At 32.0% G+C, this 22,435-nt stretch carries 17 protein-coding genes and 1 pseudogene; 8 read left to right on the plus strand and 10 right to left on the minus strand.

Going from position 1 to position 22,435, the window contains the following annotated elements; genetic code table 11:
• The 6 genes and pseudogenes from ACK5ON_RS12595 to ACK5ON_RS12620 form a co-directional block, all read left to right on the plus strand.
• Positions 1–188: pseudogene (locus tag ACK5ON_RS12595) on the plus strand (ORF6N domain-containing protein); the annotation flags it as partial.
• Positions 189–272: 84 nt separating this feature from the next.
• Complete coding sequence (locus ACK5ON_RS12600) at positions 273–1,964, plus strand: peptide MFS transporter (protein ID WP_409823100.1); 1,692 nt, start codon at positions 273–275, stop codon at positions 1,962–1,964.
• A gap of 75 nt (positions 1,965–2,039) precedes the next feature.
• Positions 2,040–3,698, plus strand: a complete 1,659-nt coding sequence (locus ACK5ON_RS12605; RefSeq protein ID WP_409823103.1) for a peptide MFS transporter — start codon at positions 2,040–2,042, stop codon at positions 3,696–3,698.
• A 187-nt stretch (positions 3,699–3,885) separates the two neighbouring features.
• Positions 3,886–4,518, plus strand: coding sequence for a transposase (locus tag ACK5ON_RS12610; RefSeq protein WP_396174404.1), 633 nt, complete (start codon positions 3,886–3,888; stop codon positions 4,516–4,518).
• A gap of 34 nt (positions 4,519–4,552) precedes the next feature.
• Positions 4,553–6,052 carry a peptide MFS transporter gene (locus ACK5ON_RS12615; protein WP_409823106.1) on the plus strand — a complete coding sequence of 500 codons (1,500 nt, stop codon included), beginning with the start codon at positions 4,553–4,555 and terminating at the stop codon, positions 6,050–6,052.
• Between the two features lie 53 nt (positions 6,053–6,105).
• Positions 6,106–6,594, plus strand: coding sequence for a thioredoxin family protein (locus ACK5ON_RS12620; RefSeq protein WP_409823109.1), 489 nt, complete (start codon positions 6,106–6,108; stop codon positions 6,592–6,594).
• Here the strand turns inward: ACK5ON_RS12620 and ACK5ON_RS12625 are convergent.
• The 4 genes from ACK5ON_RS12625 to surE form a co-directional block, all read right to left on the minus strand.
• Positions 6,591–8,621, minus strand: a complete 2,031-nt coding sequence (locus tag ACK5ON_RS12625; RefSeq protein WP_409823112.1) for a ComEC/Rec2 family competence protein — start codon at positions 8,619–8,621, stop codon at positions 6,591–6,593. The genes ACK5ON_RS12620 and ACK5ON_RS12625 overlap by 4 nt on opposite strands.
• A gap of 41 nt (positions 8,622–8,662) precedes the next feature.
• Positions 8,663–9,280 (minus strand): C40 family peptidase, encoded by a 618-nt coding sequence (locus ACK5ON_RS12630; protein WP_396174397.1) that lies wholly within the window; start codon positions 9,278–9,280, stop codon positions 8,663–8,665.
• A 48-nt stretch (positions 9,281–9,328) separates the two neighbouring features.
• Complete coding sequence (gene lpxB, locus ACK5ON_RS12635) at positions 9,329–10,441, minus strand: lipid-A-disaccharide synthase (protein ID WP_409823115.1); 1,113 nt, start codon at positions 10,439–10,441, stop codon at positions 9,329–9,331.
• A gap of 119 nt (positions 10,442–10,560) precedes the next feature.
• A complete protein-coding gene (gene surE, locus ACK5ON_RS12640) occupies positions 10,561–11,331 on the minus strand; it encodes a 5'/3'-nucleotidase SurE (protein WP_396174393.1) in 771 nt (256 codons plus the stop codon).
• Positions 11,332–11,546: 215 nt separating this feature from the next.
• Here surE and ACK5ON_RS12645 point away from each other — a divergent pair, with 215 nt between their 5' ends.
• The gene (locus ACK5ON_RS12645) at positions 11,547–13,724 is read left to right on the plus strand and encodes a carboxy terminal-processing peptidase (RefSeq protein WP_409823120.1); all 2,178 of its coding nucleotides are present in this window, start codon (positions 11,547–11,549) and stop codon (positions 13,722–13,724) included.
• A gap of 69 nt (positions 13,725–13,793) precedes the next feature.
• On the opposite strand, the gene rodA is transcribed toward ACK5ON_RS12645, so the two are convergent.
• From rodA to purH, 6 genes are read right to left on the minus strand one after another with little or no spacing between them, the layout of a single operon-like run.
• Positions 13,794–15,053: a rod shape-determining protein RodA gene (rodA, locus tag ACK5ON_RS12650; protein ID WP_409823121.1), complete on the minus strand. Its 1,260-nt coding sequence runs from the start codon at positions 15,051–15,053 to the stop codon at positions 13,794–13,796.
• A gap of 12 nt (positions 15,054–15,065) precedes the next feature.
• Positions 15,066–17,006 carry a penicillin-binding protein 2 gene (gene mrdA / locus ACK5ON_RS12655; RefSeq protein ID WP_409823124.1) on the minus strand — a complete coding sequence of 647 codons (1,941 nt, stop codon included), beginning with the start codon at positions 17,004–17,006 and terminating at the stop codon, positions 15,066–15,068.
• Positions 17,003–17,509 (minus strand): rod shape-determining protein MreD, encoded by a 507-nt coding sequence (locus ACK5ON_RS12660; RefSeq protein WP_409823127.1) that lies wholly within the window; start codon positions 17,507–17,509, stop codon positions 17,003–17,005. Before ACK5ON_RS12660 ends, mrdA begins: the two co-directional genes overlap by 4 nt.
• Entirely contained in the window at positions 17,502–18,329 is an 828-nt protein-coding gene (gene mreC / locus ACK5ON_RS12665) for a rod shape-determining protein MreC (RefSeq protein WP_409823130.1), read from the minus strand. The genes ACK5ON_RS12660 and mreC overlap by 8 nt, the downstream gene beginning before the upstream one ends.
• Positions 18,330–18,386: 57 nt before the next feature.
• Positions 18,387–19,415, minus strand: a complete 1,029-nt coding sequence (locus ACK5ON_RS12670) for a rod shape-determining protein (RefSeq protein WP_121312631.1) — start codon at positions 19,413–19,415, stop codon at positions 18,387–18,389.
• Positions 19,416–19,469: 54 nt separating this feature from the next.
• On the minus strand, positions 19,470–20,996 hold the full coding sequence (gene purH, locus ACK5ON_RS12675) for a bifunctional phosphoribosylaminoimidazolecarboxamide formyltransferase/IMP cyclohydrolase (protein ID WP_409823133.1): 1,527 nt from the start codon (positions 20,994–20,996) through the stop codon (positions 19,470–19,472).
• Between the two features lie 183 nt (positions 20,997–21,179).
• Between purH and ACK5ON_RS12680 the strand changes: the two genes are divergently transcribed.
• On the plus strand, positions 21,180–22,435 hold a 1,256-nt coding region (locus tag ACK5ON_RS12680), incomplete at its 3' end, for an ABC transporter permease (protein WP_409823136.1).

Raw genomic sequence — 22,435 nt, forward strand, 5'->3', positions numbered from 1 at the left:
TAAGAGCTTTTGTAGCGTTAAGAAGAACACTTTTGAATATAGAAAATTTACAAATCCAAATAAAAGATTTAGAAAGTAAATATGATAGACAATTTGAAGATATCTTTGAAGCAATTCAATTTTTAATGACAGAAAATAAAGAAATTGCAACTCAAAGCGAAAGAGTGAAAATTGGATATAAAAAATAAAAATCGAATGCGGATATTCAACAAAATGACTACTTTTATCAAAGAGAAATTGTAATAAACCAAAAACAAACAAAAACCAATTTTATGAGTGAAACAACAGTAAAAACAGGACATCCAAAAGGGCTTTGGGTACTATTTGGAACAGAAATGTGGGAAAGGTTCAATTTCTACGGAATGCGTGCAATTTTAACCTTATTTATGGTTAATTCATTAATGATGAAAGAGGAAGAAGCATCAATTATTTATGGTGGATTTCTTGGACTTTGTTATTTAACACCAATGTTAGGTGGTTTTATATCTGATCGTTTTTTCGGAAACAGGAATTGTATTATGATTGGTGGAGTAATGATGGCTACAGGACAATTACTATTGTTTTTTAGTGCAAGTGTTTTCAGTACAAATCTAAGCTTGGCAAATACTTTGATGTGGTCTGCTTTAGGAATAATAGTTTTTGGAAATGGTTTTTTTAAACCAAATATTTCATCAATGGTTGGAAGTTTGTATCCAAAACAAGAAAAATCTAAATTGGATACAGCTTTTACTATTTTTTACATGGGAATTAATATTGGAGCATTTTTAGGTCAGTTTATTTGTCCACTTATAGGAGATGTAAAAGATTCAGGTGGAATTAGAGATATTCATGCTTTTAAATGGGGATTTTTAGCTGCGTCAATCGCAATGATTATTGGAACTGCAATTTTCTTTTTCTTAAAAAATAAATATGTTGTTACGCCAGAAGGTAAAGCAATTGGTGGTGTTCCATCAGGAAACGATGCTGGTGATTATGAAGAAGGAGAATCACAAAAAGCAGAGTTTTCGATGAAATCTATCATTACGGCATTGGCAGTTTTTGCAGTTGTGTTTTTTATTTTTAATTATTTTACTGAGGGCGAAAATGTGGTTAAAATATATATTTATCCATTTATTTATGCAAGTGGAGTTTCACTAGCAACATTGATATTATTGGATAGCACTCTGACAAAAGTAGAAACGCAACGTATTTGGGTAATCTACATCATGTCGTTCTTTATTATTTTCTTTTGGGCAGCATTTGAACAAGCTGGTTCATCTTTAACTTTTATTGCCGATAATCAGACCGACAGAAACATGTTTGGATGGAACATGCCACCTTCTATGGTTCAAATTTTTAACGGATTGTTTGTCGTTATTTTTGCCTTTCCTTTTAGTGTCCTTTGGGATAAATTGAGAGCGAAAAATAGAGAACCACTTTCTACAGTAAAACAATCAATTGGTTTATTGTTAATTGCAGTAAGCTATTTCATCATTGCAAATAACGTAAAAGATATAGGAAACTCAGGTTTACTAGCTATTAAATGGTTGATTTTATTATATCTAATTCAAACTTTTGCAGAATTATGTTTATCCCCAATAGGATTATCATTAGTTGGTAAATTAGCTCCGAAACGTTTTGCTTCATTGGCTTATGGTGTTTTCTTTATTTCTAGTGCTGCAGGATATGCTTTGTCTGGAACTTTAGGTTCAATATTACCGGCAACAGGTGACAAATTTAAAAAAGCTACTGAACTTGGAATTGATTTACAAGGCGTTTTAGACAAATCAATTACGCCAACTGCAGAACAAGTTAAGTTATTAGCAGATAATCAAATTAGCGATCATTATCCTTCATTTGCAGGATTTGAAATCACTAATTTATACGAATTCTTCATGGTGTTTGTCGTGCTTTGTGGAATTGCATCGGTTATTTTATTCTTATTAACACCAGTAATCAAAAAAATGATGCACGGAGTTCGCTAATCATTTTTAAAAATAATTTTATATCTTTCAAACCTCCAACTTTCCTTGGAGGTTTTTTTAAAAACTTAAACTATTATGTGGAAAAGTCATCCTAAAGCACTGCCTTACTTGTTTTTATCCGAAATGTGGGAACGTTTTGGTTACTATTTAATGATCGGTATTTTTACCTTATACCTCAAAGATGTCGAAGCTGGTTTTGCCATGACTGAAAAAGAAGCGTCCGATTTATACGGAACTTTTATTGCCTTGGTATTTTTAACACCATTCGTTGGTGGTTTGGTTGCCGATAGATATTTGGGATACAAAAAATCGATAGTTATTGGTGGTTTAATGATGGGCGCAGGATATTTCATGATGGGAATCCATAGTTTACCAATGCTCTATCTTGCCATGACTTTAGTAATTTTAGGAAACGGATTTTTTAAGCCCAATATTTCTACACTTCTAGGGAATTTCTATAATGATGAGCAATTCAAAGAAAAAAAGGATGAAGGATACAATATTTTCTATATGGGAATCAATGTTGGTGCTTTTGTTTGTAACTTTTTTGGAGCAGCATTGCAAATTCTTTTAGGATGGCAATACGCGTTTATGGCAGCTGGAGTTGGAATGTTTATTGGTGTTATTGTATTCCTCTTAGGAACAAAGCACTATGGAAATAAAACCGAAAAGAAAGGAATTCAACAAGGCGATATGCCATTTTCAAAAATTGTATTATTTATTCTTTTACCTTCAGTGGTTTTTGGAATTATTGGCTGGTTGATAAAAGGAGTTCAATCGGATATTAATTTGGATAGTGCCATTTTTGGTTCCGATAGTACCGATGCTTTTATTTTTGCCTGTCTTCCGGTAGTTTATTTTTATGGAAGTTTGTATTTTAAAGCCAAAGTTGATGAGAAAAGACAAATAGGCGCATTGCTTTCCATTTTTGCCGTGGTCATTTTATTTTGGGCGGTATTCAAATTAAACGGTTCAGCTCTCAATACGTGGGCAGACCGATATACAGATCGACAAGTAACCGGAACTACAGAAAAAGTATTTTCTACACTCGTACAATCTAAAGAAATAGAATACAAAAAAGCAGAAACCGAGTTATATGATGATAAATTTCGACTTCAAAAAGAAAATGGCGAAGTTAAAAAAGTAGTCGACTATCCGGTTTATTTTAGAAATGCTTCAAAAGAAACATTACCACAAGACGGGAAAACTATAAGCGTTTGGGTAACTAGTTTAAGTCAATCGATTAATCCGGGTTGGGTTATTATTTTAACACCATTAATTGTTGCCTTTTTTACCTATTTGCGCAGCAGAAAAAAAGAACCATCAACGCCAACGAAAATTGCTTTTGGATTATTAATTTCCGCCTTATCGGTTTTAGTGATGGTTGCCGCAGTTCATATTGGAAATAATGGAACCGAGAAAGTTTCGGTGTGGTGGTTAGTTGCCAATTACGGAATTATTACAATCGGAGAGCTATTTCTTAGTCCGATGGGATTGTCAATAGTTTCTAAATTATCTCCAAAAAATATCACCGCATTAATGATGGGCGGATGGTTTTTAGCCACATCCATCGGAAATAAATTAAGTGGTGTTTTAGCCAGTATGTGGGATACATATGATGACAAAGCCAATTTCTTTTGGGTAAACTTTGCGCTTTTGATGTTCGCAACAATACTTATGTTTGCTCTTGTAAAAAACTTAAATAAAGTAATGAAAGACCACGGGGTTAATTAATAACTGCTAAACCTATAAGGTTTTTAAAACCTTATAGGTTTAATAGTAAAAAACAAACTTAAAGGTTTTTAAAACCTTATAGGTTTAATGTAAAAAATAAACTTAAAGGTTTTTAAAACCTTATAGGTTTAATAGTAAAAGCCAAACTTAAAGGTTTTTTAAAATCGTTAGGTTTTAATATACAAGAATGAAGTATTTTATACAATTAGAACCAAATAATAAATATCATATTTTCAATCAAGCTGTTGGTAGTGAAAAGCTATTTAGAAATGATGATAATTATATTTATTTCTTAAAGAAATTTGGCCAATATATTAGTCCAATTGCAACGACTTTTTGTTATGTTTTAATTCCAAACCATTTTCATTTTTTGATAGAAATAAAAGGCAAAAACCATTTATATGATCATTATAAACAAATGGAGATTTCAAAAGAGAAAACAAATATTAAAAGTGAAACCGAATTAAATTACGAGGAGTTTGTAATGCAACAGTTTAGCAATTTTTTTAACAGTTATACAAAATCATATAACAAAAGGTTTAATAGAAAAGGCGCATTGTTTATCGATTATTTAAGAAGAACGCTTGTTTTTGATGAAGAGTATTTAAGAAATTTAGTTTTGTATATTCATCAAAATCCCATTCATCACAATTGTTGTTTATTTCTATATAATTGGAAATATTCATCTTATAATTCTTTTTTTTCTGATAGCCCATCAAAGATTGAAAGACAAGAAGTTGTTTCATGGTTTGGAGATTTAGAAAATTTTATTCATTTACATTCAATCAAAAATATTAATTTTAATCAACCAAACCTATAAGGTTTTTAAAACCTTATAGATTTAAAAATAAAAAATGAATACAGAACAAATTCAAAACTTTAAAGGAAAATACCCAAAACAATTGTGGTATTTATTCTTTAGCGAAATGTGGGAGCGTTTTTGTTTTTACGGAATGCGCGGAATGTTGTATTTTTATATGGTTCATTATTTATTAATGGACAAAGAAACAGCAAATTTACAGTATGGCGCCACTCAAGCATGGGTCTATGCGTTCACATTTATTGGCGGATTATTTGCAGATAAAATTTTTGGTTTTAGAAAGTCACTTTTTTGGGGTGGTTTATTAATGATTGTTGGAAGTTTAATTTTAGCAATCAATCCAAAGTCATTTTTCTTTGTTGGTGTTAGTTTTAGTATCGTAGGTACAGGTTTTTTTAAACCCAATATTTCTTCAATGGTTGGAAAACTATACAAAGAAGGCGATTCAAGAACGGACGCAGGTTTTTCCTTGTTTTATGCAGGTGTGAATCTTGGAGCATTGATTGGTGGATATGTTTGTATTGCTATTGGAAAAGGACAAATGCTTTCTAATCTAATTCCTGATAACTTAAAGTGGAATGTTGCGTTCGGCATAGCAGCTGTTGTAATGGTTATTAGCCTTTTGACTTTCACACAAACTCAAAAAAGTTTAGGAGAAATCGGTCTTTCACCATTATTACATCTAGATAAATCAAAAAGGAAATTTTATGAATGGAGCACTTATGTTGGCTCTATTTTAATTGTTCCAATAATTATTGTAATGGTTTCTAATACTGTTTACACCGATTATTTTATGTTTGCAATTGGTCCTATTTCCATTTTGTATTTAGCTTATGAAATGAAAAATTTTTCAATAATTGAAAATAAAAAACTTATTGCTGCAGTAATTTTTATGCTGTTTTCAATAGTCTTTTGGGCATTTTTTGAACAAAGTGGTGGCTCCTTAAGCGATTTTGCAGCAGAAAATTTGAATGGTACTGTTTTGGGAATTCCATTAGATCCAAATGGTGTTAATAATTCTGCGAATTCTTTCTTTGTAATTGCTTTTGCAGCTATTGTAGGATTGGTTTGGCTGTGGATGGCAAAAAGAAAAATAGAACCTAATACGGTTATTAAATTTGGATTAGCATTCTTGTTCCTTGCTGGAGGTTTTTGGATATTTTATTACACTAAATTTTTCGCAGATGCTTCGGGTAGAACTTCCTTAGATTTATTTACTTTTGGTTGGTTCATCATCACTTTTGGAGAACTTTGTTTATCACCAATAGGAATGAGTGCCATGACAAAATTATCACCACAAAAAACACAAGCCGTAATTATGGGAATGTGGTTTTTAGCAAGTGCTTATGGTCAATATTTTGCTGGATTATTGGGAGCCAATATTGCAAAAGCTTCTAAAAATGCCACCAATCTAGAAAAACTAAATGTGTATGCCGATGGGTATCAACAATTAGCCATATATGCTTTGATTGCGGGAGTAGTATTAATTTTCATTTCTCCTTTCGTTAAAAAATTAATGCAAGATGTAAAGTAGCAGCTATTGTTTGGTATTGTTTTTGTTTATATTTGTAAAAAAAATTTAGATCAATGAAAAAAATAGCAATTACTTTATTTTTAGTCTTGGGTTCGTTAACAATACAGTCTCAGGAATTAACTTGGCAAACCGATATGAACAGAGCTTTAGAGATTTCTAAAAAATCTCAAAAGCCATTATTTTTATTTTTTACTGGAAGTGATTGGTGTGGATGGTGCATACGTTTACAAAAAGAAGTATTCAAAACACCAGAATTTGCAAAATGGGCAAAAGATAATGTTATTTTAGTAGAGTTAGATTTTCCAAGAAGTACACCACAACAGCCAGAAATTAAAAAACAAAACGCAGAATTGCAACAAACATTTGCAGTACAGGGTTATCCAACAGTTTGGTTTGTAAAGGGTTCAAAAAAAGACGGGAAAATTAATCTTGAAAAATTAGGAAGTACAGGTTATGTTGCCGGTGGTCCAACAGCTTGGTTAGCTGTCGCTGATAAGATTTTAGCGAACAAACCCACAAAAACGGCTTACACAACAAATTAAAGCTTATAAAATCCCTTTTCATTAATATTGTGAAAAGGGATTTTTTCTTTTCTACAAGTAGCTTCCCACAAGCGAGCATAACTTTTATAATTTGAACCATCTATCACAACTTGTTCTGGCTTCCAGCTTTCAAAGACACGCACTAGGTTTATTTTTGGAGAATTAATAACGATTAAAATATCGGGCTTAGTTTTTTCTAGATAAACACTGGAACTGTCAATTATCAAAATCTTTTTATTTTTAAAATAGAAAAGGTTTCCAATATTCTTTTTTTCTTCAATTTTGCAAAAATTACCAATCAGGTAGGATTGAATTGCCAAGTTGTTGTCAATATTTTCTAATATGCTATCGTTGCTATAAACAGTGATGAGATCTTTTTTTCTCTCGGTGATTATACTGTGTTTTTTTGCATTGAAAACAATGAACTCATCGGTATTTTCTGCTTTAAATTTGGTATAAATAAAGACACATTGAAGTGATATTATACTAAGGAGTGTCAAAAATAACCGCTGAAACGTATTTTTTTTAAACCATAGTACACTGAAGATAATAACCAAATAAGAAGCAACAAGCATTTCCTTATTGAAAGAGATATTTTTGATAATAAAATCTTCAAAAGTAGCCACCCAATGAATAATATAATTTAAAAATTCAATCAAAAATTCCAGAGGTTTTGCAATAACAAAAGGTACGATTCCAAAACACGCAATGATAATGGCTATCAACCCAATAATCATGATAACACCGAGCAACGGCAAAACAATAATATTGGTTATAAAGAATAATCCAGGGAATTGATGGAAATAATAAATACTCAATGGCATAGCACCAATTTGAGCCGCTGTAGAAACAGTGACTATGTCCCAAATGTATTGGATAATTCTATTTTTTGGCTGCCAAATATTTGATAGCAAAGGTTGTACCCAAAGGATAAAAAACAAAGCCAGATAACTCAACTGAAACCCGACGTCAAATAGAAAAGACGGTTTCCATAGTAATATCAAGAGCATTGAAACGACTAAAGTGTGAAAAATATTTACCGTTCTTTTAAGGTGAATTCCAATGGCAACAAATGAAAACATAGTAACAGAACGCACAACTGAAGCCGACAATCCAGCCAATATGCCATAAGTCCAAAGAGAAACTAAAATGATTACTAATTTCAGAATAGCATTCCTTTTAGAATTGGACATTGGTTTTAACAAAAAAGTAATAAACATTAATATAAAACCCACATGTAATCCGGAAACTGATAAAATATGAACCGCTCCAGCATACTGATAATCTTTCAAAATTTCAGGAGATATATCTTGTTGTTGTCCTAGTAATAAAGCAATCAAGATATTGAGTTCCTCTTTTTTGAAATTAGAAAGCGCTAAGTTTTCAATAATTTTTGTTCTGAAATTTGAAAATTGGGACCAAATAGTTTTCTGTGTTCCAACAATATTTATTTGAGTTTCATTGGCATAAACCTGAGCATAAATTTCTTGATTTTCCAAGTATTTTCCATAATCAAATTGATTGGGATTGAAAGAACCTTTGTTTTTATATAGCATCCCGATAACATTCAATTCAGCTCCAATTTTTATGCTGTCTATTTGATTTGGTTTTTTAATATTGAGTATTATTTTTCCAAAACTTTGTTGTTTATCAACGCTTCTTATAGTTGAAATATAGCGAGTATTCTTTTGGGTATTTTTTAATTTTTCATTGATTACTAATCGAATTAAATGTTGATTTTCATAATCTTTGATTTGATTTATATAATGCAATGAATTATATGTTTCCTTATGAATAATGGAACTGGCAACACCAAGAAGAAGAGAAGTTAGTAACGATAGAACCCCAAAAATTAATTTAAAATTATTTTTGGTTCTGCTAAGAAGATGAAAAACTAGTAATAAAAATACACAAAACAATACACTTCCAAAAACCCAAATTGGAGATGGTTTATAATATTGAAAAGATACTATTCCAATGATAAAAGCTAACGAAATTTTTGCTAAAGGGAAATGTAAGATTTTCATGTAATCAAATTACACAAAAATATTTTAATTAAGCAAGAAAATTATTCAAGAACTCGATTAATTTGTGCAAAGGTTCTTTGATAATAAGGTTCTTTTATGGAAGAAATGACAACACCACTTTGTGTTGATGAATGAATGAATTTGATTTCATCATCAATTACTTCTACAACTATCCCAACGTGGTTAATTCTTTTTTGACCTCTATTGATAAAGAAAATCAAGTCGCCTTTTTTGGCGTTTTGTGGATCAATTTTTGTGCCAACTTCGGCCATTTCATGTGAAGAACGCGGCAATGTTAAATCAAATTTGATAAAAGTAGCATATACTAATCCAGAACAATCAAATCCTTTTTTTGAAGTTCCTCCTGCACGATAAGTAACTCCTAAATTATCCGAAGCAACATGTATTAATTGTTTTACAACATAATTGTCATTTTCTTCATCAATAACAATATCATTTTCATTTTTATTGTTAAGGATTGTTTTCTTTTTGGGATCGGTTTTTTTGGGGTCAGTAGTAGTAACTTTTACTGTATCGATTACTAATAAATCATGAAAATCATTTTTTTTATTTAAAATAGATTTATTCAAACTGTTTGATGCAAAAGAATTGCTCAAGCAAACAATCGAAAAAAGAGCTATTTTAATTATGTTTTTCATTCAAAAATTTTAGAATTTCAAAGATAGCATTTTTTAAACTAAAACCAACTACTTCAACTCTTTTAGGATTAATTTAGCAGTTTTTTCACTTGCACCTATGCCTCCAAGTTTGTTTTCTAACACCTCATATTTTCCAATCAAAGATTTTCTATAGCTGGAGTCCAAAAGTTTTGAAAGTTCTTTTTTTAAGTTTTTCGAATTGAATTTTTCCTGAATAAGTTCTGTGACCACTTCTTCACCCATTATTAAATTCACCAACGAAATGTATTTTAGTGTAATAATGCGTTTGGCAATTTGATAGGAAGCCCAACTTCCTTTATAGCAAACCACTTCGGGTACTTTGAATAAAGCCGTTTCCAAGGTTGCCGTTCCAGAGGTTACTAATGCTGCAGTGGCTATGCTCAGCAAATCATAAGTCTTGTTAGAAATAAATTTCACATTTTTGTTGGTTAAAAATTGTTCATAAAAATGATAATCTTGACTAGGCGCACCCGCAATTACAAATTGATACGTTGGGAAATCACTAACAATGCTAAGCATAACACTCAGCATTTTTGAAATTTCCTGTTTTCTACTTCCAGGAAGAATGGCTATAATTGGCTTTTCATCTAAATTATTGTTTTTTCTAAATGATACTTCATCTGTTTTTTCACGGTTGTGAATAGCATCTATTAGAGGATGACCAACAAAATCAACAGGAAAAAGGTGTTTTACTTCAAAAAAATCTTTCTCAAAAGGAAGAATCACAAATAATTTATCGAAATCTCTTTTTACGGCTTTAATACGATTTTCTTTCCATGCCCAAATTTGAGGAGCGATATAGTAATGTGTTTTTATTCCTTTTTGTTTCGCCCATTTGGCGATGCGCATGTTAAAACCTGGATAATCAATAAAAATAATTACGTCGGGATTGAATTTCAGTATGTCATTTTTGCAAAAGCTGATATTATCAAGTATGGTTTTTAAATTCATAACCACTTCCGCAAAACCCATAAAAGCTAATTCACGATAATGTTTCACCAAAGTTCCTCCAACATTTTGCATCAAATCGCCACCCCAAAATCGAATGTCCGCATTTGAATCTTCCTTATAAAGAGCTTTCATCAAATTGGAACCGTGCAAATCACCCGAAGCTTCACCAGCAATGATATAGTATTTCATTTTACGTGTGTTTATTTGATATTAGTGTAAAATGCAGTCGCTAATGCTCGTGTCATTTTTTTTGTTTTATTTTTTTTGGTAAATAATGTTGTCGCTAACGCTCGTGTCATAGTTTTAAATTATAAATCCCAAGTATTTAGTTGAGCAATTGCATGGTGAGCCGTTAAATCAAATTGAACTGGAACAATAGAGATGTAACCGTTTGCCAATGCCCATTCATCGGTATCTTCACCTTTATCTTGATTGACAAATTCTCCTGTTAACCAATAATAATCTTTGCCATAAGGCGTTTGTCTTTTATCAAATTTTTCCATCCAAATGGCTTTGGCTTGACGGCAAATTTTTATTCCTTTTATTTCATTTTGTTTCAGTTTAGGAAAATTTACATTCAAAACGGTGCCTTCGGATAATCTTTTTTCCAAAACCTCCAAAGCAATTTTCTTTATAAATGGTTTTATAGTTTCAAAATCAGCATTCCAAGCATAATCCAATAATGAGAAACCTACAGCGGGAATTCCTTCAATGCCTGCTTCAACAGCGGCACTCATCGTTCCTGAATAAATTACATTTATGGATGAATTGGAACCGTGATTGACCCCTGACACACATAAATCGGGTTTCTTTTTCAAAATCTCATTAACTGCCAATTTTACACAGTCTACTGGAGTTCCAGAACAAGCATACTCTGTAATGGCAGCATTTTCATCAGAAATTTTATTCAGATACAATGTACTGTTGATGGTGATTGCATGACCCATTGCACTTTGAGGACTATCGGGAGCAACAACAAGAACATCACCTATTTCTGCCATGACAGCAATTAAAGTGCGAATTCCTGGAGCATTTATCCCGTCATCATTGGTCACTAAAATGGTTGGTTTGGAAATCATTTTTATTTTTTATGAATTATAACATTACAGCACAGTTTTTGTATTTATATTACCGATTGTAAAATTAACTTTTTTTAAGGTTTTATACAGCTACATTTTTTATAACTTTGAAAAATTAGGTTTTTGCAATCAATATGCATTCCATTGTTAACTAAAATAACTTCGGTGTAAAATCATTGCTATATTTTTTTGTTTATTTTTAGACCAAATAATTAATGAATAATGTAATTCAATTTATGAAAAGAAATTATAAAATACTACTGGTAATTATAACTTTATCAGTGGCCTTGTGGAGTTTTATTCCAAAAGAAAAAGCATCAGATCCTGAGAAAGATAAATTGCTAATAGAACTTTTAGCTTTTGTTATTGAGAAAGGCCATTATAATCCCGCGGCTATTGATGATGCTTTTTCAAAAGGAGTTTATAAAGATTATTTAAATGCGTTAGATCCGTCAAAACGTTTCTTTTTGCAATCTGATATTGATGAGTTTGCCAAATATGAAACAAAAATTGATGATTTTATTCGAGAAAAAGATTTAACTTTTTTTGATTTAACATACGCTCGTTTAATGAAACGAATGGATGAAAGCAAAAGCTATTATAAAGAGGCATTAGCTAGTCCATTTGATTATAAAAAAGACGAAAGTTTCAATACTGATTATGAAACTATGCCTTATTCAAAAAATGTACAAGAATTAAAAGAAAGATGGCGTTTGCAACTGAAATTATCGGCTTTATCTTCATTAGTTGAGAAGCAAAAACTGGAAGAGGATAAGCTTAAAAATAAAGAGGCAATTAAAAAATCAGAGCCAAAAACATTTCAACAATTAGAAAAAGAAACAAGAGAAAGTACTCTAAATTCTTTGAATGACAATTTTAATTTTATTGCTGATTTAAATAGAGAAGATTGGTTTTCAGTATATGTAAATGCTATTGCTTCACGTTTTGACCCACATACTTCCTATATGGCACCAAGTGAAAAAGAGCGATTTGACGTTAGTATGAGTGGAAAATTGGAAGGCATTGGCGCTAGATTACAAAAGAAAGGGGATTTTACAGAAATATCAGAATTAATTTCTGGGGGTCCAGCTTGGAGAGGAAAACAATTAGAATCGGGCGATATGGTTTTAAAAGTTGCTCAAGGTGATGCTGAACCAGTTGATGTAGTTGGCATGCGTTTGGATGATGTTGTTAAAAAGATAAAAGGTCCAAAAGGGACAGAAGTTCGTTTGACAGTTAAGAAAACAGATGGCACGATAAAAGTGATTACTATTATTAGAGACGAAGTAGAAATTGAAGAAACGTATGTTAAATCGAGTATTGTTGAAAAAGATGGATTTAAATATGGCGTGATTTATTTGCCTAAGTTTTATATCAATTTTGAAGATATAAACAGTCGTGATGCTGGAAAAGATGTGGCTATAGAGGTGGAAAGATTAAAAAATGAAGGTGTTCAAGGAATTGTGATGGACGTAAGAGATAATGGTGGTGGTTCTTTGAAAACTGTTGTTGATATTGCTGGTTTGTTTATAGAGCAAGGACCAATAGTTCAAATTAAATCGGCAGCAGGAAAAAAAGAAGTGCTTTATGATAGAGACATAAAAGTGCAGTGGGATGGACCACTTGTAGTCATGATCAATGAATTTTCGGCTTCGGCTTCAGAAATTTTAGCAGCAGCTATTCAAGATTACAAACGCGGAGTCATTATTGGAAGTAAACAATCCTATGGAAAAGGAACAGTACAAAACGTTATAGATTTAAATCAATTTGTTCGGGGTAGTACCTACGGAGATTTGGGAGCGCTAAAAACTACAACTCAAAAATTCTATAGAATAAATGGAGGATCAACTCAGTTAGAAGGAGTGAAAAGCGATATTGCTATTCCAGACAAATATTCTTATTTAAAAATGGGCGAACGTGATATTGATAATGCCATGCCATGGGATAAAATTGATCCAGCCGATTTTAAAATTTGGGATAAACAAAACAATTTTGATTTAGCCATAGCAGAAAGTAAAACAAGAATGAAAAATAATGCACAAATGAAATTGATAGATGAAAATGCAAAATGGTTAGATGAAAGAAATAAAGAAAATGTTTATAGTTTGAATATTGATAAATTTAAAGCAGAGCAGAAATCACTCGAGGATAAAAACAAAAAATATAAATCCATAGTTGATTATAAAAATGCTTTCGAATTTAAATCGCTTCCTTATGAAATTGAGAGTATGAACAATGATTCCGTACTTAAAGAGAAAAGAGATAGATGGCATGAAAGTTTGTCAAAGGATATTTATATAGAGGAAGCCATTCATATTTTAAATGACTTACAATCCGAAAATAAAAAAGGATTATCTTCAAAAGTAAAAAAGGAAAAGTTAGTAAAATCGTAATCGGTTTCAATTAAAAATAAATATGCCCTAAGTAAATAAATAGACTTAGGGCATTTTTTTGATGATTATTTACCATTCATTTACCTTATTAGCATCCATTTTGAGGAAGATAAAAAGTAAAATAGTAAATCCCCAAAGCCCTGAACCACCATAGGAAAAGAAAGGTAATGGCACTCCAATAGTTGGGAAAATACCAACCACCATAGCAATATTTACAAAGAAATGAATGAATAAAATTCCAGCGACACAATAGCCGTAGACTCGACTAAACTTAGTTTTTTGTCTTTCGGAGAGGTAAATAATTCTAATTATTAAGATTACAAAAAGTGAAATTACAATAAGCGAACCTAAAAATCCCCATTCTTCTCCTACAGTTGTAAAAATATAATCAGTGTGCTGTTCAGGGACAAATCCGCCTTTTGTTTGAGTGCCTTCTAAATACCCTTTTCCAAACCATCCGCCAGAACCGATGGCGATTTCTGATTGATTTGTATTATAACCAATACCTTTCATGTCCACTTCTTTCCCTAGAAGAATATTGAAACGATCACGATGATGTTGTTTAAACACATTTTCAAAGACATAATCAACCGAAAATACAAATCCGCCAATCATAACAAATATTATACTGCTAAGTACCCAATTGCGATTGATTAACCTACTTCTGAAATACACAAAAATAATAACAGCTAAAGCAATTCCAATTAAAACTAGCGGTTCTATAATTAAAGCCAATATAAATAAAATTAAAGCTATAAATCCAGTCCAAACATACCATGAAGGCAAACCTTCCCTATACAATACTAAAATAAATACACTATAAATAAGGGCGCTTCCTGGATCATGAGGAAGGATAAGCAAAATAGGTAACGCCACTATGGCTAATGCTTGTAATTGTTGTTTGAAATCTTTAAGATTAACTTGAACATCACTAAGATATTTTGCGAGAGCAAGTGCTGTTGCTGCTTTGACAAATTCAGATGGCTGCAGCCCAAAAGCTCCAAAGGAATACCAATTTGCCTGTCCTTTAACGGTTTTCCCAAAAACAAACAAACCAGCCAAAGACAATAAACCTATGACATAGAAAACGCTGGAAAATTTTTCGTAAAATTTTCCGTCTACTGATAGAATGACAAAAATTAAAGGAATAGTCAGTACAATGAAAAGGAACTGTTTACCATAGATTTGTGAGAAATCAAATATTGAAGTTTCTTGATCTACAGTCGATAAAGAGGAGGAATAAATGTTGAGCCATCCCATTATTAGCAAGATAAAGTAGATTACAACGCTTATCCAGTCAAGATTATTAGTTACACTTTGATTTTTCATAAATTGTAGAAATTAATTCCCAGTTGTATCAGTTGATTTAATTTCGGTTTCTTTTTTTATTGGCAATTTTTCTTTTACAATTGTGGTAGTATTGGTATTAATTAGCGTATCTCTTATCGGATTTGCTATGTATTTATTATATTCTGCTTGAAGACTTCCTTCTAACATTCTTTTTTCTAAATCTTTTCTAGTGATTTTCCTTTTGATGTATTTTTCAATCATCAAACTTGTAATTGGTCCAGCCCAACGTTTACCCCAATATCCATTTTCAACAAAAACAGCGATTGCAATTTTTGGATTATCCTTTGGGGCGAAAGCCACAAAAATAGAATGATCTTGCAGTTTTACTCTTTTTCCATTAATTTTTGTATAGTTTTCAGCGGTTCCTGTTTTTCCACAAATATCAATTCCCTCTACATTCAATCCTCTTGCTGTACCTAAATTATAAACATCAAATAAACCACTAATTACAGGTTCAAAATACTTTTTATCGACTGTTGTGACATGTTTTGTTCTAAATTTTTTGTCAATTTGAAGTCCTTTAATTTTTTTAATAATATGTGGTGTGTAGTAATAACCACGATTAGCAACTATAGCAATCATATTGGCTAACTGAATAGGTGTCATTAAAACTTCTCCTTGTCCTATTGCATTAGAAACAATCGTTTTACTATCCCAACCCCAACCAGGATACATTTTTTTATACGTTTTGGAGGTTGGAAGATTACCTTTTTTACCTGTTGGTAAATCATAGCCCATAAATTGACCAAGACCAAAGCTTTTTAGATGGTTACTCCAAACATCAACTCCATCAGATGGTTTAACATATTTATTAATTGTTCGCATGTAAACATTGGCGAAATAGGTGTTGCAAGAATTGTAAAAACCATTATGCAATACCGAAACTCCAGAGTCGTGGCATTTCATAAATCTCCCGCGAGCATAACTAAACCCGTGATGACATACAAAAGAGGTGTTTTCATCAATGACACGTTCTTGTAATCCAACTAATCCTGTTAGTATTTTGAATGGCGAACCTGGTGTATATTCAGCTAAAAGTCCTCTGTCGTATAGTGGTTTTGCAATTGAATCATGATATAACTTGGTATAATTTTTAGACCGTTGTCTGCCTACCAATATAGCAGGATCATAAGATGGTGCGGTTACCAAAGCTAGTATTTCTCCAGTTTTTGGGTCAATGGCAACAATTCCACCTCGTTTATTAATCATTAACTCTTCACCATATTTTTGTAAATCAACATCTATGGTTAGATTAATATCTTTTCCTTGTACAGCAATAGTATCAAATTTCCCCTCTTTATAAGAACCAATATCGCGGTTGTATTTGTCTTTTTGAATGTATTTTACACCTTTTACACCTCGTAAAATATCCTCATAACTTTCCTCAACACCTTGTCTGCCAATTAAATCTCCGCTGTTATAGTACTTATTTTTTTTAATTATTTTATCATTAACCTGAGTAATAAATCCAAAAATATTAGCACCAACACTAACCTGGTAATCTCTTAAAGAACGTTTTTGGATATAAAAACCCTTAAACTTTCGTTGAACTTCTTGAAAGGCAGCATATTCTTTTTTGTTGAGTTGCGCCAAAAAAACAGAAGGAAGTCTTGGGCTATATACCTTTGCTTTAGCAATCTTTTTTAGGAAATCCTCTTTTGTTATTTTAAGTAATGAACAGAATTCAGTAGTATCCAAATTTTTTACATCTCTAGGAATAACCATGATATCATAGGAAGGTTGATTAGCCACTAAGAGTTTACCATTTCTATCATAAATATAACCTCTTTCTGGATAATCATATTTGATTTTTATGGCATTATTGTCTGACTTGGCCAATAAAGTATTATCAATTACTTGTAAGTAAAAAAGCCGAATAACTAGTAAAATTGTGGCAATGAAAATTATTGTAGGTAATAATACTTTTCTCATCGTTTACCTGGTTTTATAATATAGATTATGATAATACAAGTAATGATTGTAAATAGTGTACTTAAAACTGTGCGCAGTAAAATATCTATGAGTAAACTAATTTTAAAAACCTCTAGTATAAATAAAACACTATGGTGAATGACCACTGCAATTAAAATAAATGAAAACCTTTCGGGTGTCAAAATATCATTTAATTTAACGGTTTGATATTCATAACTTAATCCGAAGGAAAATTTAAATATTGAAGGTCTAAAATAAGCTAGCACAATACAAGCAGCTGCATGAACACCTCCAGAATTACAAAACATATCCATCAGTATCCCTAAAAAAAAACTAGCCAACAATAATCCTGATTTATTTCCGTTAACAGGGTATAGTATTATAAATAGCATATATGGAAATGGATTGATATATCCAAAAAGATCAATTCTGTTGAATATCAAAACTTGTGCAGCTAGCAACAAGATAAATCGGGCACTATTTTCTAATAAAGCACTATTCATTTTTCTTGGTCTGACTTTCTAAATTGGATATTTCTTCAGCATCTTTATTTTTAATAATATAAACATGTCCTAAGTTTGTCATATCATTAAACAATTTTATATCCAAAGTGTAGTAATTGGTTACGTTATCAATATATACTTTGTCAATAGTACCAATACCAATGTTTTCTGGGAAAATTATTGATTGTCCACCTGTTACAATAGTATCACCTTTGCGAACACCAGCGAGTCTTGGCACGTCTATTAATTGAACAAATCCAGTACTTTTTGCATTCCAGACCAATGAACCAAAATGATTTGATTTTTTAATCTTAGCATTGATTTGAGATTTGACATTCAAGATACTAATTATAGTAGCATAGTCTTTTGAAGTATTGTCAACAATTCCTATAATTCCCGCACTGTTAATTACTCCCATATTTGGTTTTATTCCAGAAGCAGCACCACTATTAATAGTTAGATAATTTTCGAAAGTACTATAGGAATTTCTAATAACTTTTGAAACGATGATATCCGTTTTTTTAACTCCTTTTATAGAATCTATTTCGGGTAATTTTGTAGTGTCTTTTTGATTGAATAAAAGTGATTTCAATCTGGCGTTTTCAATAGCCAACTCATCATTTTGGGCTCTTAGACTAAAATACTCATCAATATTATTTATTTTCTCATATATTCCGCCTGTAAAAAAATTAGCAGAACTAATTATTTTGCTTTTATGATAGGAATGTGATTGAATAGTTAATGATAATGATATAACCAAAAGCAGCAAAAACAGTAAACGATTACTGTTTTTAAGTACAAAATTAACAATTTGCTGCATGGTTTAGCTGTATAAATGTATAATGTAAGCTGTATACTGAAAACTGAAAACTGAATACTATTTTATAAGTATGCTTCTGAATTTCGGAATATTTTTAAGTGCCATTCCAGTACCGCGAACTACGGCTCTCAATGGATCTTCGGCTATGTAAACTGGTAAATCTGTTTTTTGAGAAATACGTTTGTCTAATCCCCTCAGCATCGAACCTCCACCGGCAAGATAAATTCCTGTGTTATAAATATCGGCTGCTAATTCAGGTGGTGTTTGTGATAAAGTCTCCATGATAGCATCTTCAATACGTTGGATAGATTTGTCTAAAGCTTTGGCTATTTCTCTGTAGGATACTTCTACTTGTTTTGGTTTTCCAGTCAATAAATCGCGACCTTGAACTGACATATCATCTGGTGGTGTTTCCAAATCGTCTGTAGCTGCTCCAATAGTGATTTTGATTTTCTCCGCGGTACTTTCACCCACAAATAAGTTGTGTTGCGTTCTCATGTAGTACACAATATCGTTGGTAAAAACATCACCAGCAATTTTAACTGATTTATCACAAACAATTCCGCCTAAGGCAATAACAGCAATTTCTGTAGTTCCACCACCTATATCTACAATCATGTTTCCTTTTGGTTGCATAATATCAATACCAATACCAATGGCTGCAGCCATAGGTTCGTGAATTAAGTATACTTCTTTTCCGTTTACACGTTCACAGCTTTCTTTTACCGCACGCATTTCTACTTCTGTAATTCCAGATGGAATGCAAACCACCATTCGAAGGGCTGGTGTAAACATTTTTTTCTTCAAGGCCGGAATGCTTTTGATGAACATGCTAATCATTTTTTCAGACGCGTCAAAATCGGCAATAACCCCATCTTTCAATGGGCGTATGGTTTTTATATTTTCATGAGTTTTTCCTTGCATCATGTTGGCTTCTTTTCCAACAGCAATAATTTTTCCCGATATTCGATCTCTAGCAACAATTGATGGGCTATCAATGACAACTTTATCGTTGTGTATTATCAGAGTGTTTGCGGTACCAAGGTCAATGGCGATGTCCTCAGTCATGAAATCAAAAAATCCCATAGGTTTTTGTAGGGTTTAACGTTTATAAAATTTTAACGCTCAAAGTTAAACAAATTAATGTTTAAAATGACGTGTTCCTGTAAATACCATTGCAACTTTATTTTCATTGCAAAAATTAATACTCAATTCATCTTTTATCGAGCCACCGGGCTGAATTACAGCAGTGATTCCTGCGTTATGAGCTATCTCGACACAATCGGGAAAAGGGAAAAAAGCATCGCTTGCCATTACTGCACCTTTTAAATCAAAACCAAAAGTTGTTGCTTTTTCAATCGCTTGTTTCAAAGCATCGACTCTGGAAGTTTGACCCGTTCCTGATGCCACTAATGTACTATTTTTAGTAAAAACAATCGTGTTTGATTTCGTATTTTTACAAATTTTGGAGGCAAATAATAAATCGTCAATTTCTTGAGCTGTTGGTGAAGTATTTGTAACAATTTTTAGGTTTTCTTTTGAGTCGGTAATCGTATTTCTGTCCTGAACTAACAATCCGTTTAAACATGTTCTCACTTGACGTTGAGGCAATTCAACGGCATGTTGTACTAAAATAATTCTGTTTTTCTTCTCAGATAAAATTGCCACCGCTTCTTCATCAAATTCAGGAGCAATCACAACTTCACAAAAAAGCGAATTTATTTCTTTGGCTGTAGCCAAATCTATGTTGGAGTTAGCAATCAAAACCCCACCAAAAGCGGAAGTTGGATCACAGGATAAAGCTGCCAAATAAGCATCTTTGATGTTTTTTCTTGTGGCCAAACCGCAAGCGTTGTTGTGTTTTAAAATGGCAAATGTTGGTTCATTGTTTTTGAACTCTAAAATCAGATTTACCGCTGCATCAACGTCTAGTAAATTGTTATACGATAATTCTTTTCCGTGTAATTTGGTAAACATGTTATCAAATTCGCCAAAGAAAAATCCTTTTTGGTGTGGATTTTCTCCATATCTCAATATTTGACCATCGGCTATACTAGTTTTAAAATACGATTCATCTGTATTGAAATAGTTGAAAATTGCTGTGTCATAATGCGAAGAAACATGGAACGCTTTTGTTGCTAAAAGTCTTCTTTGTTCTAATGTTGTTTCGCCGTTTTGCGAAGAAATCAACTCTAACAACATGGCATATTCATTGACTGAAGCTACAATAACGGTATCTTTAAAGTTTTTTGCGGCTGCTCGTATCAATGAAATTCCACCAATATCAATTTTTTCAATAATATCCGGTTCATTTGCTCCTGAGGCAACTGTTTTTTCAAACGGATATAAATCGACAATTACCAAATCAATTTGCGGGATTTCAAATTCTCGCATTTGTTGCACATCCGTTTCGTTGTCTTGACGGTTTAAGATTCCACCAAAGATTTTCGGATGCAACGTTTTTACTCTTCCGCCAAGAATGGATGGATATGAGGTAACTTCTTCAACAGGAACAACCGGAATTCCTAGATTATTGATAAATTCTTCTGTTCCGCCAGTAGAATAAATAGTCACATTTTGTTCGTGTAGTTTTCGAACAATTGGTTCTAAACCCTCTTTTGAAAAGACTGAAATCAAAGCGGATTTAATTTTTTTTGTAGTTGTCATGTTGTGTATATTATGGCTGTCTGCAAACAGGAATATTTAAGCAAACAAAAGTAGTTTTTTTGATTGCAAAATTCAAGAAAGAACTGTAACAAAATTTTATTTTATTACACCTATAAACAGTCATCAAAATGTTAGCGATTTCAGATTATTTTCATGAAATTTACGCATCCTAAAAACTAGTAGATGTTATTTTATCTTCGTTTATTGAAAGAAAGTTTTGCCTTTGCAATGAATGCTTTGCGCAATAACAAATTGCGTACTATGTTGTCGCTTTTGGGAGTGACTATTGGTATTTTTACCATTATTGCGGTTTTAGCAGCAGTTGATTCTTTAGACAAAAAGATTAAAGGAGATTTAAGTACTTTGGATAAAAACACTATTTATTTAACTCGAGAATCTTTTGGACCAACAGATATTCCTCGATGGAAAAGACAACAGTTTCCCGATATGAACTATGAAGAGTTTCAGTATTTAAAAGCTTCTTTAAATAATGTTGAAGATGTGTGCTATCAATATTTTATGTTTTCTGGCGAAAGTGTAAAACATGAAGGAAAATCAGTTTCAAGTGTCAATGTGGTTCCTGTTACCTATGAGTTTGCCGATATTCAAAGAATGGAAATCAACAAAGGGCGATTTTTTAACGAATCTGAATCTAATTCTTCTGCTCCAGTAATAGTTTTGGGTTATACTATTGCCCAAAGTTTGTTCGATGAAATTGATCCCATTGGGAAATCGGTTAGAATTTATGGTCAAAATGTAAAAGTTATTGGTGTTACCAAAAAGAAAGGACAAAGTATGGGTCTAGGCGATAGCGATGATGATTCGGTGTTTATTCCAGTAAATTTTATCAGAAGATTACAAGGTGATAACGCTAATAATTTTCTTCCTGTTGTTGTTATTAAACCTGAAAAAGAAGTAGATATTGCTGCACTAAAAGCAGAAATTGCCCAAAAAGTCCGCAGTTATAGAGGGGTTAAACAAGGAGAAATTGACAACTTTTTTATCAACATTCTTTCTGGCTTTACCGATTTCATCGATGGCATAATAGACAATTTGAAAATTGGAGGTTGGATCATTAGTTTATTCTCTTTACTTGTTGGTGGATTTGGAATTGCCAATATTATGTTTGTTTCAGTAAAAGAACGAACCAATTTAATCGGGATTCAAAAATCTTTGGGAGCTAAAAATAAATTTATCCTGTTCCAATTTCTTTTTGAAGCTATAATTCTTTGTGTAATTGGTGGATTTATTGGATTGTTTTTGGTATGGATAATTGCTATGATTTTAACTAAAGTATTAGATTTTGAATTTGTTTTGAGTTTTGCAAATATTCTTTTAGGAACAAGTTTAGCAGCTATTATTGGTTTAATCTCTGGAATTCTTCCAGCCATTTCTGCTTCAAAATTGGATCCCGTTGAGGCGATTAGAAGTGGAATGTA

Source organism: Flavobacterium sp. (genome assembly GCF_046317795.1).
Classification (GTDB): domain Bacteria; phylum Bacteroidota; class Bacteroidia; order Flavobacteriales; family Flavobacteriaceae; genus Flavobacterium.

Excerpts from the sequence above, each read along its gene's own strand:
- ACK5ON_RS12605 (WP_409823103.1), top strand. The coding sequence starts at position 2,040 with ATGTGGAAAAGTCATCCTAAAGCACTGCCTTACTTGTTTTTATCCGAA.
- ACK5ON_RS12660 (WP_409823127.1), bottom strand. The coding sequence starts at position 17,509 with ATGAATAGTGCTTTATTAGAAAATAGTGCCCGATTTATCTTGTTGCTA.
- mreC (WP_409823130.1), bottom strand. The coding sequence starts at position 18,329 with ATGCAGCAAATTGTTAATTTTGTACTTAAAAACAGTAATCGTTTACTG.
- ACK5ON_RS12645 (WP_409823120.1), top strand. The coding sequence starts at position 11,547 with ATGAATAATGTAATTCAATTTATGAAAAGAAATTATAAAATACTACTG.
- purH (WP_409823133.1), bottom strand. The coding sequence starts at position 20,996 with ATGACAACTACAAAAAAAATTAAATCCGCTTTGATTTCAGTCTTTTCA.
- ACK5ON_RS12615 (WP_409823106.1), top strand. The coding sequence starts at position 4,553 with ATGAATACAGAACAAATTCAAAACTTTAAAGGAAAATACCCAAAACAA.
- ACK5ON_RS12630 (WP_396174397.1), bottom strand. The coding sequence starts at position 9,280 with ATGAAAAACATAATTAAAATAGCTCTTTTTTCGATTGTTTGCTTGAGC.
- ACK5ON_RS12620 (WP_409823109.1), top strand. The coding sequence starts at position 6,106 with ATGAAAAAAATAGCAATTACTTTATTTTTAGTCTTGGGTTCGTTAACA.
- ACK5ON_RS12625 (WP_409823112.1), bottom strand. The coding sequence starts at position 8,621 with ATGAAAATCTTACATTTCCCTTTAGCAAAAATTTCGTTAGCTTTTATC.
- lpxB (WP_409823115.1), bottom strand. The coding sequence starts at position 10,441 with ATGAAATACTATATCATTGCTGGTGAAGCTTCGGGTGATTTGCACGGT.
- ACK5ON_RS12600 (WP_409823100.1), top strand. The coding sequence starts at position 273 with ATGAGTGAAACAACAGTAAAAACAGGACATCCAAAAGGGCTTTGGGTA.
- ACK5ON_RS12670 (WP_121312631.1), bottom strand. The coding sequence starts at position 19,415 with ATGGGATTTTTTGATTTCATGACTGAGGACATCGCCATTGACCTTGGT.
- ACK5ON_RS12610 (WP_396174404.1), top strand. The coding sequence starts at position 3,886 with ATGAAGTATTTTATACAATTAGAACCAAATAATAAATATCATATTTTC.
- rodA (WP_409823121.1), bottom strand. The coding sequence starts at position 15,053 with ATGAAAAATCAAAGTGTAACTAATAATCTTGACTGGATAAGCGTTGTA.
- mrdA (WP_409823124.1), bottom strand. The coding sequence starts at position 17,006 with ATGAGAAAAGTATTATTACCTACAATAATTTTCATTGCCACAATTTTA.
- surE (WP_396174393.1), bottom strand. The coding sequence starts at position 11,331 with ATGATTTCCAAACCAACCATTTTAGTGACCAATGATGACGGGATAAAT.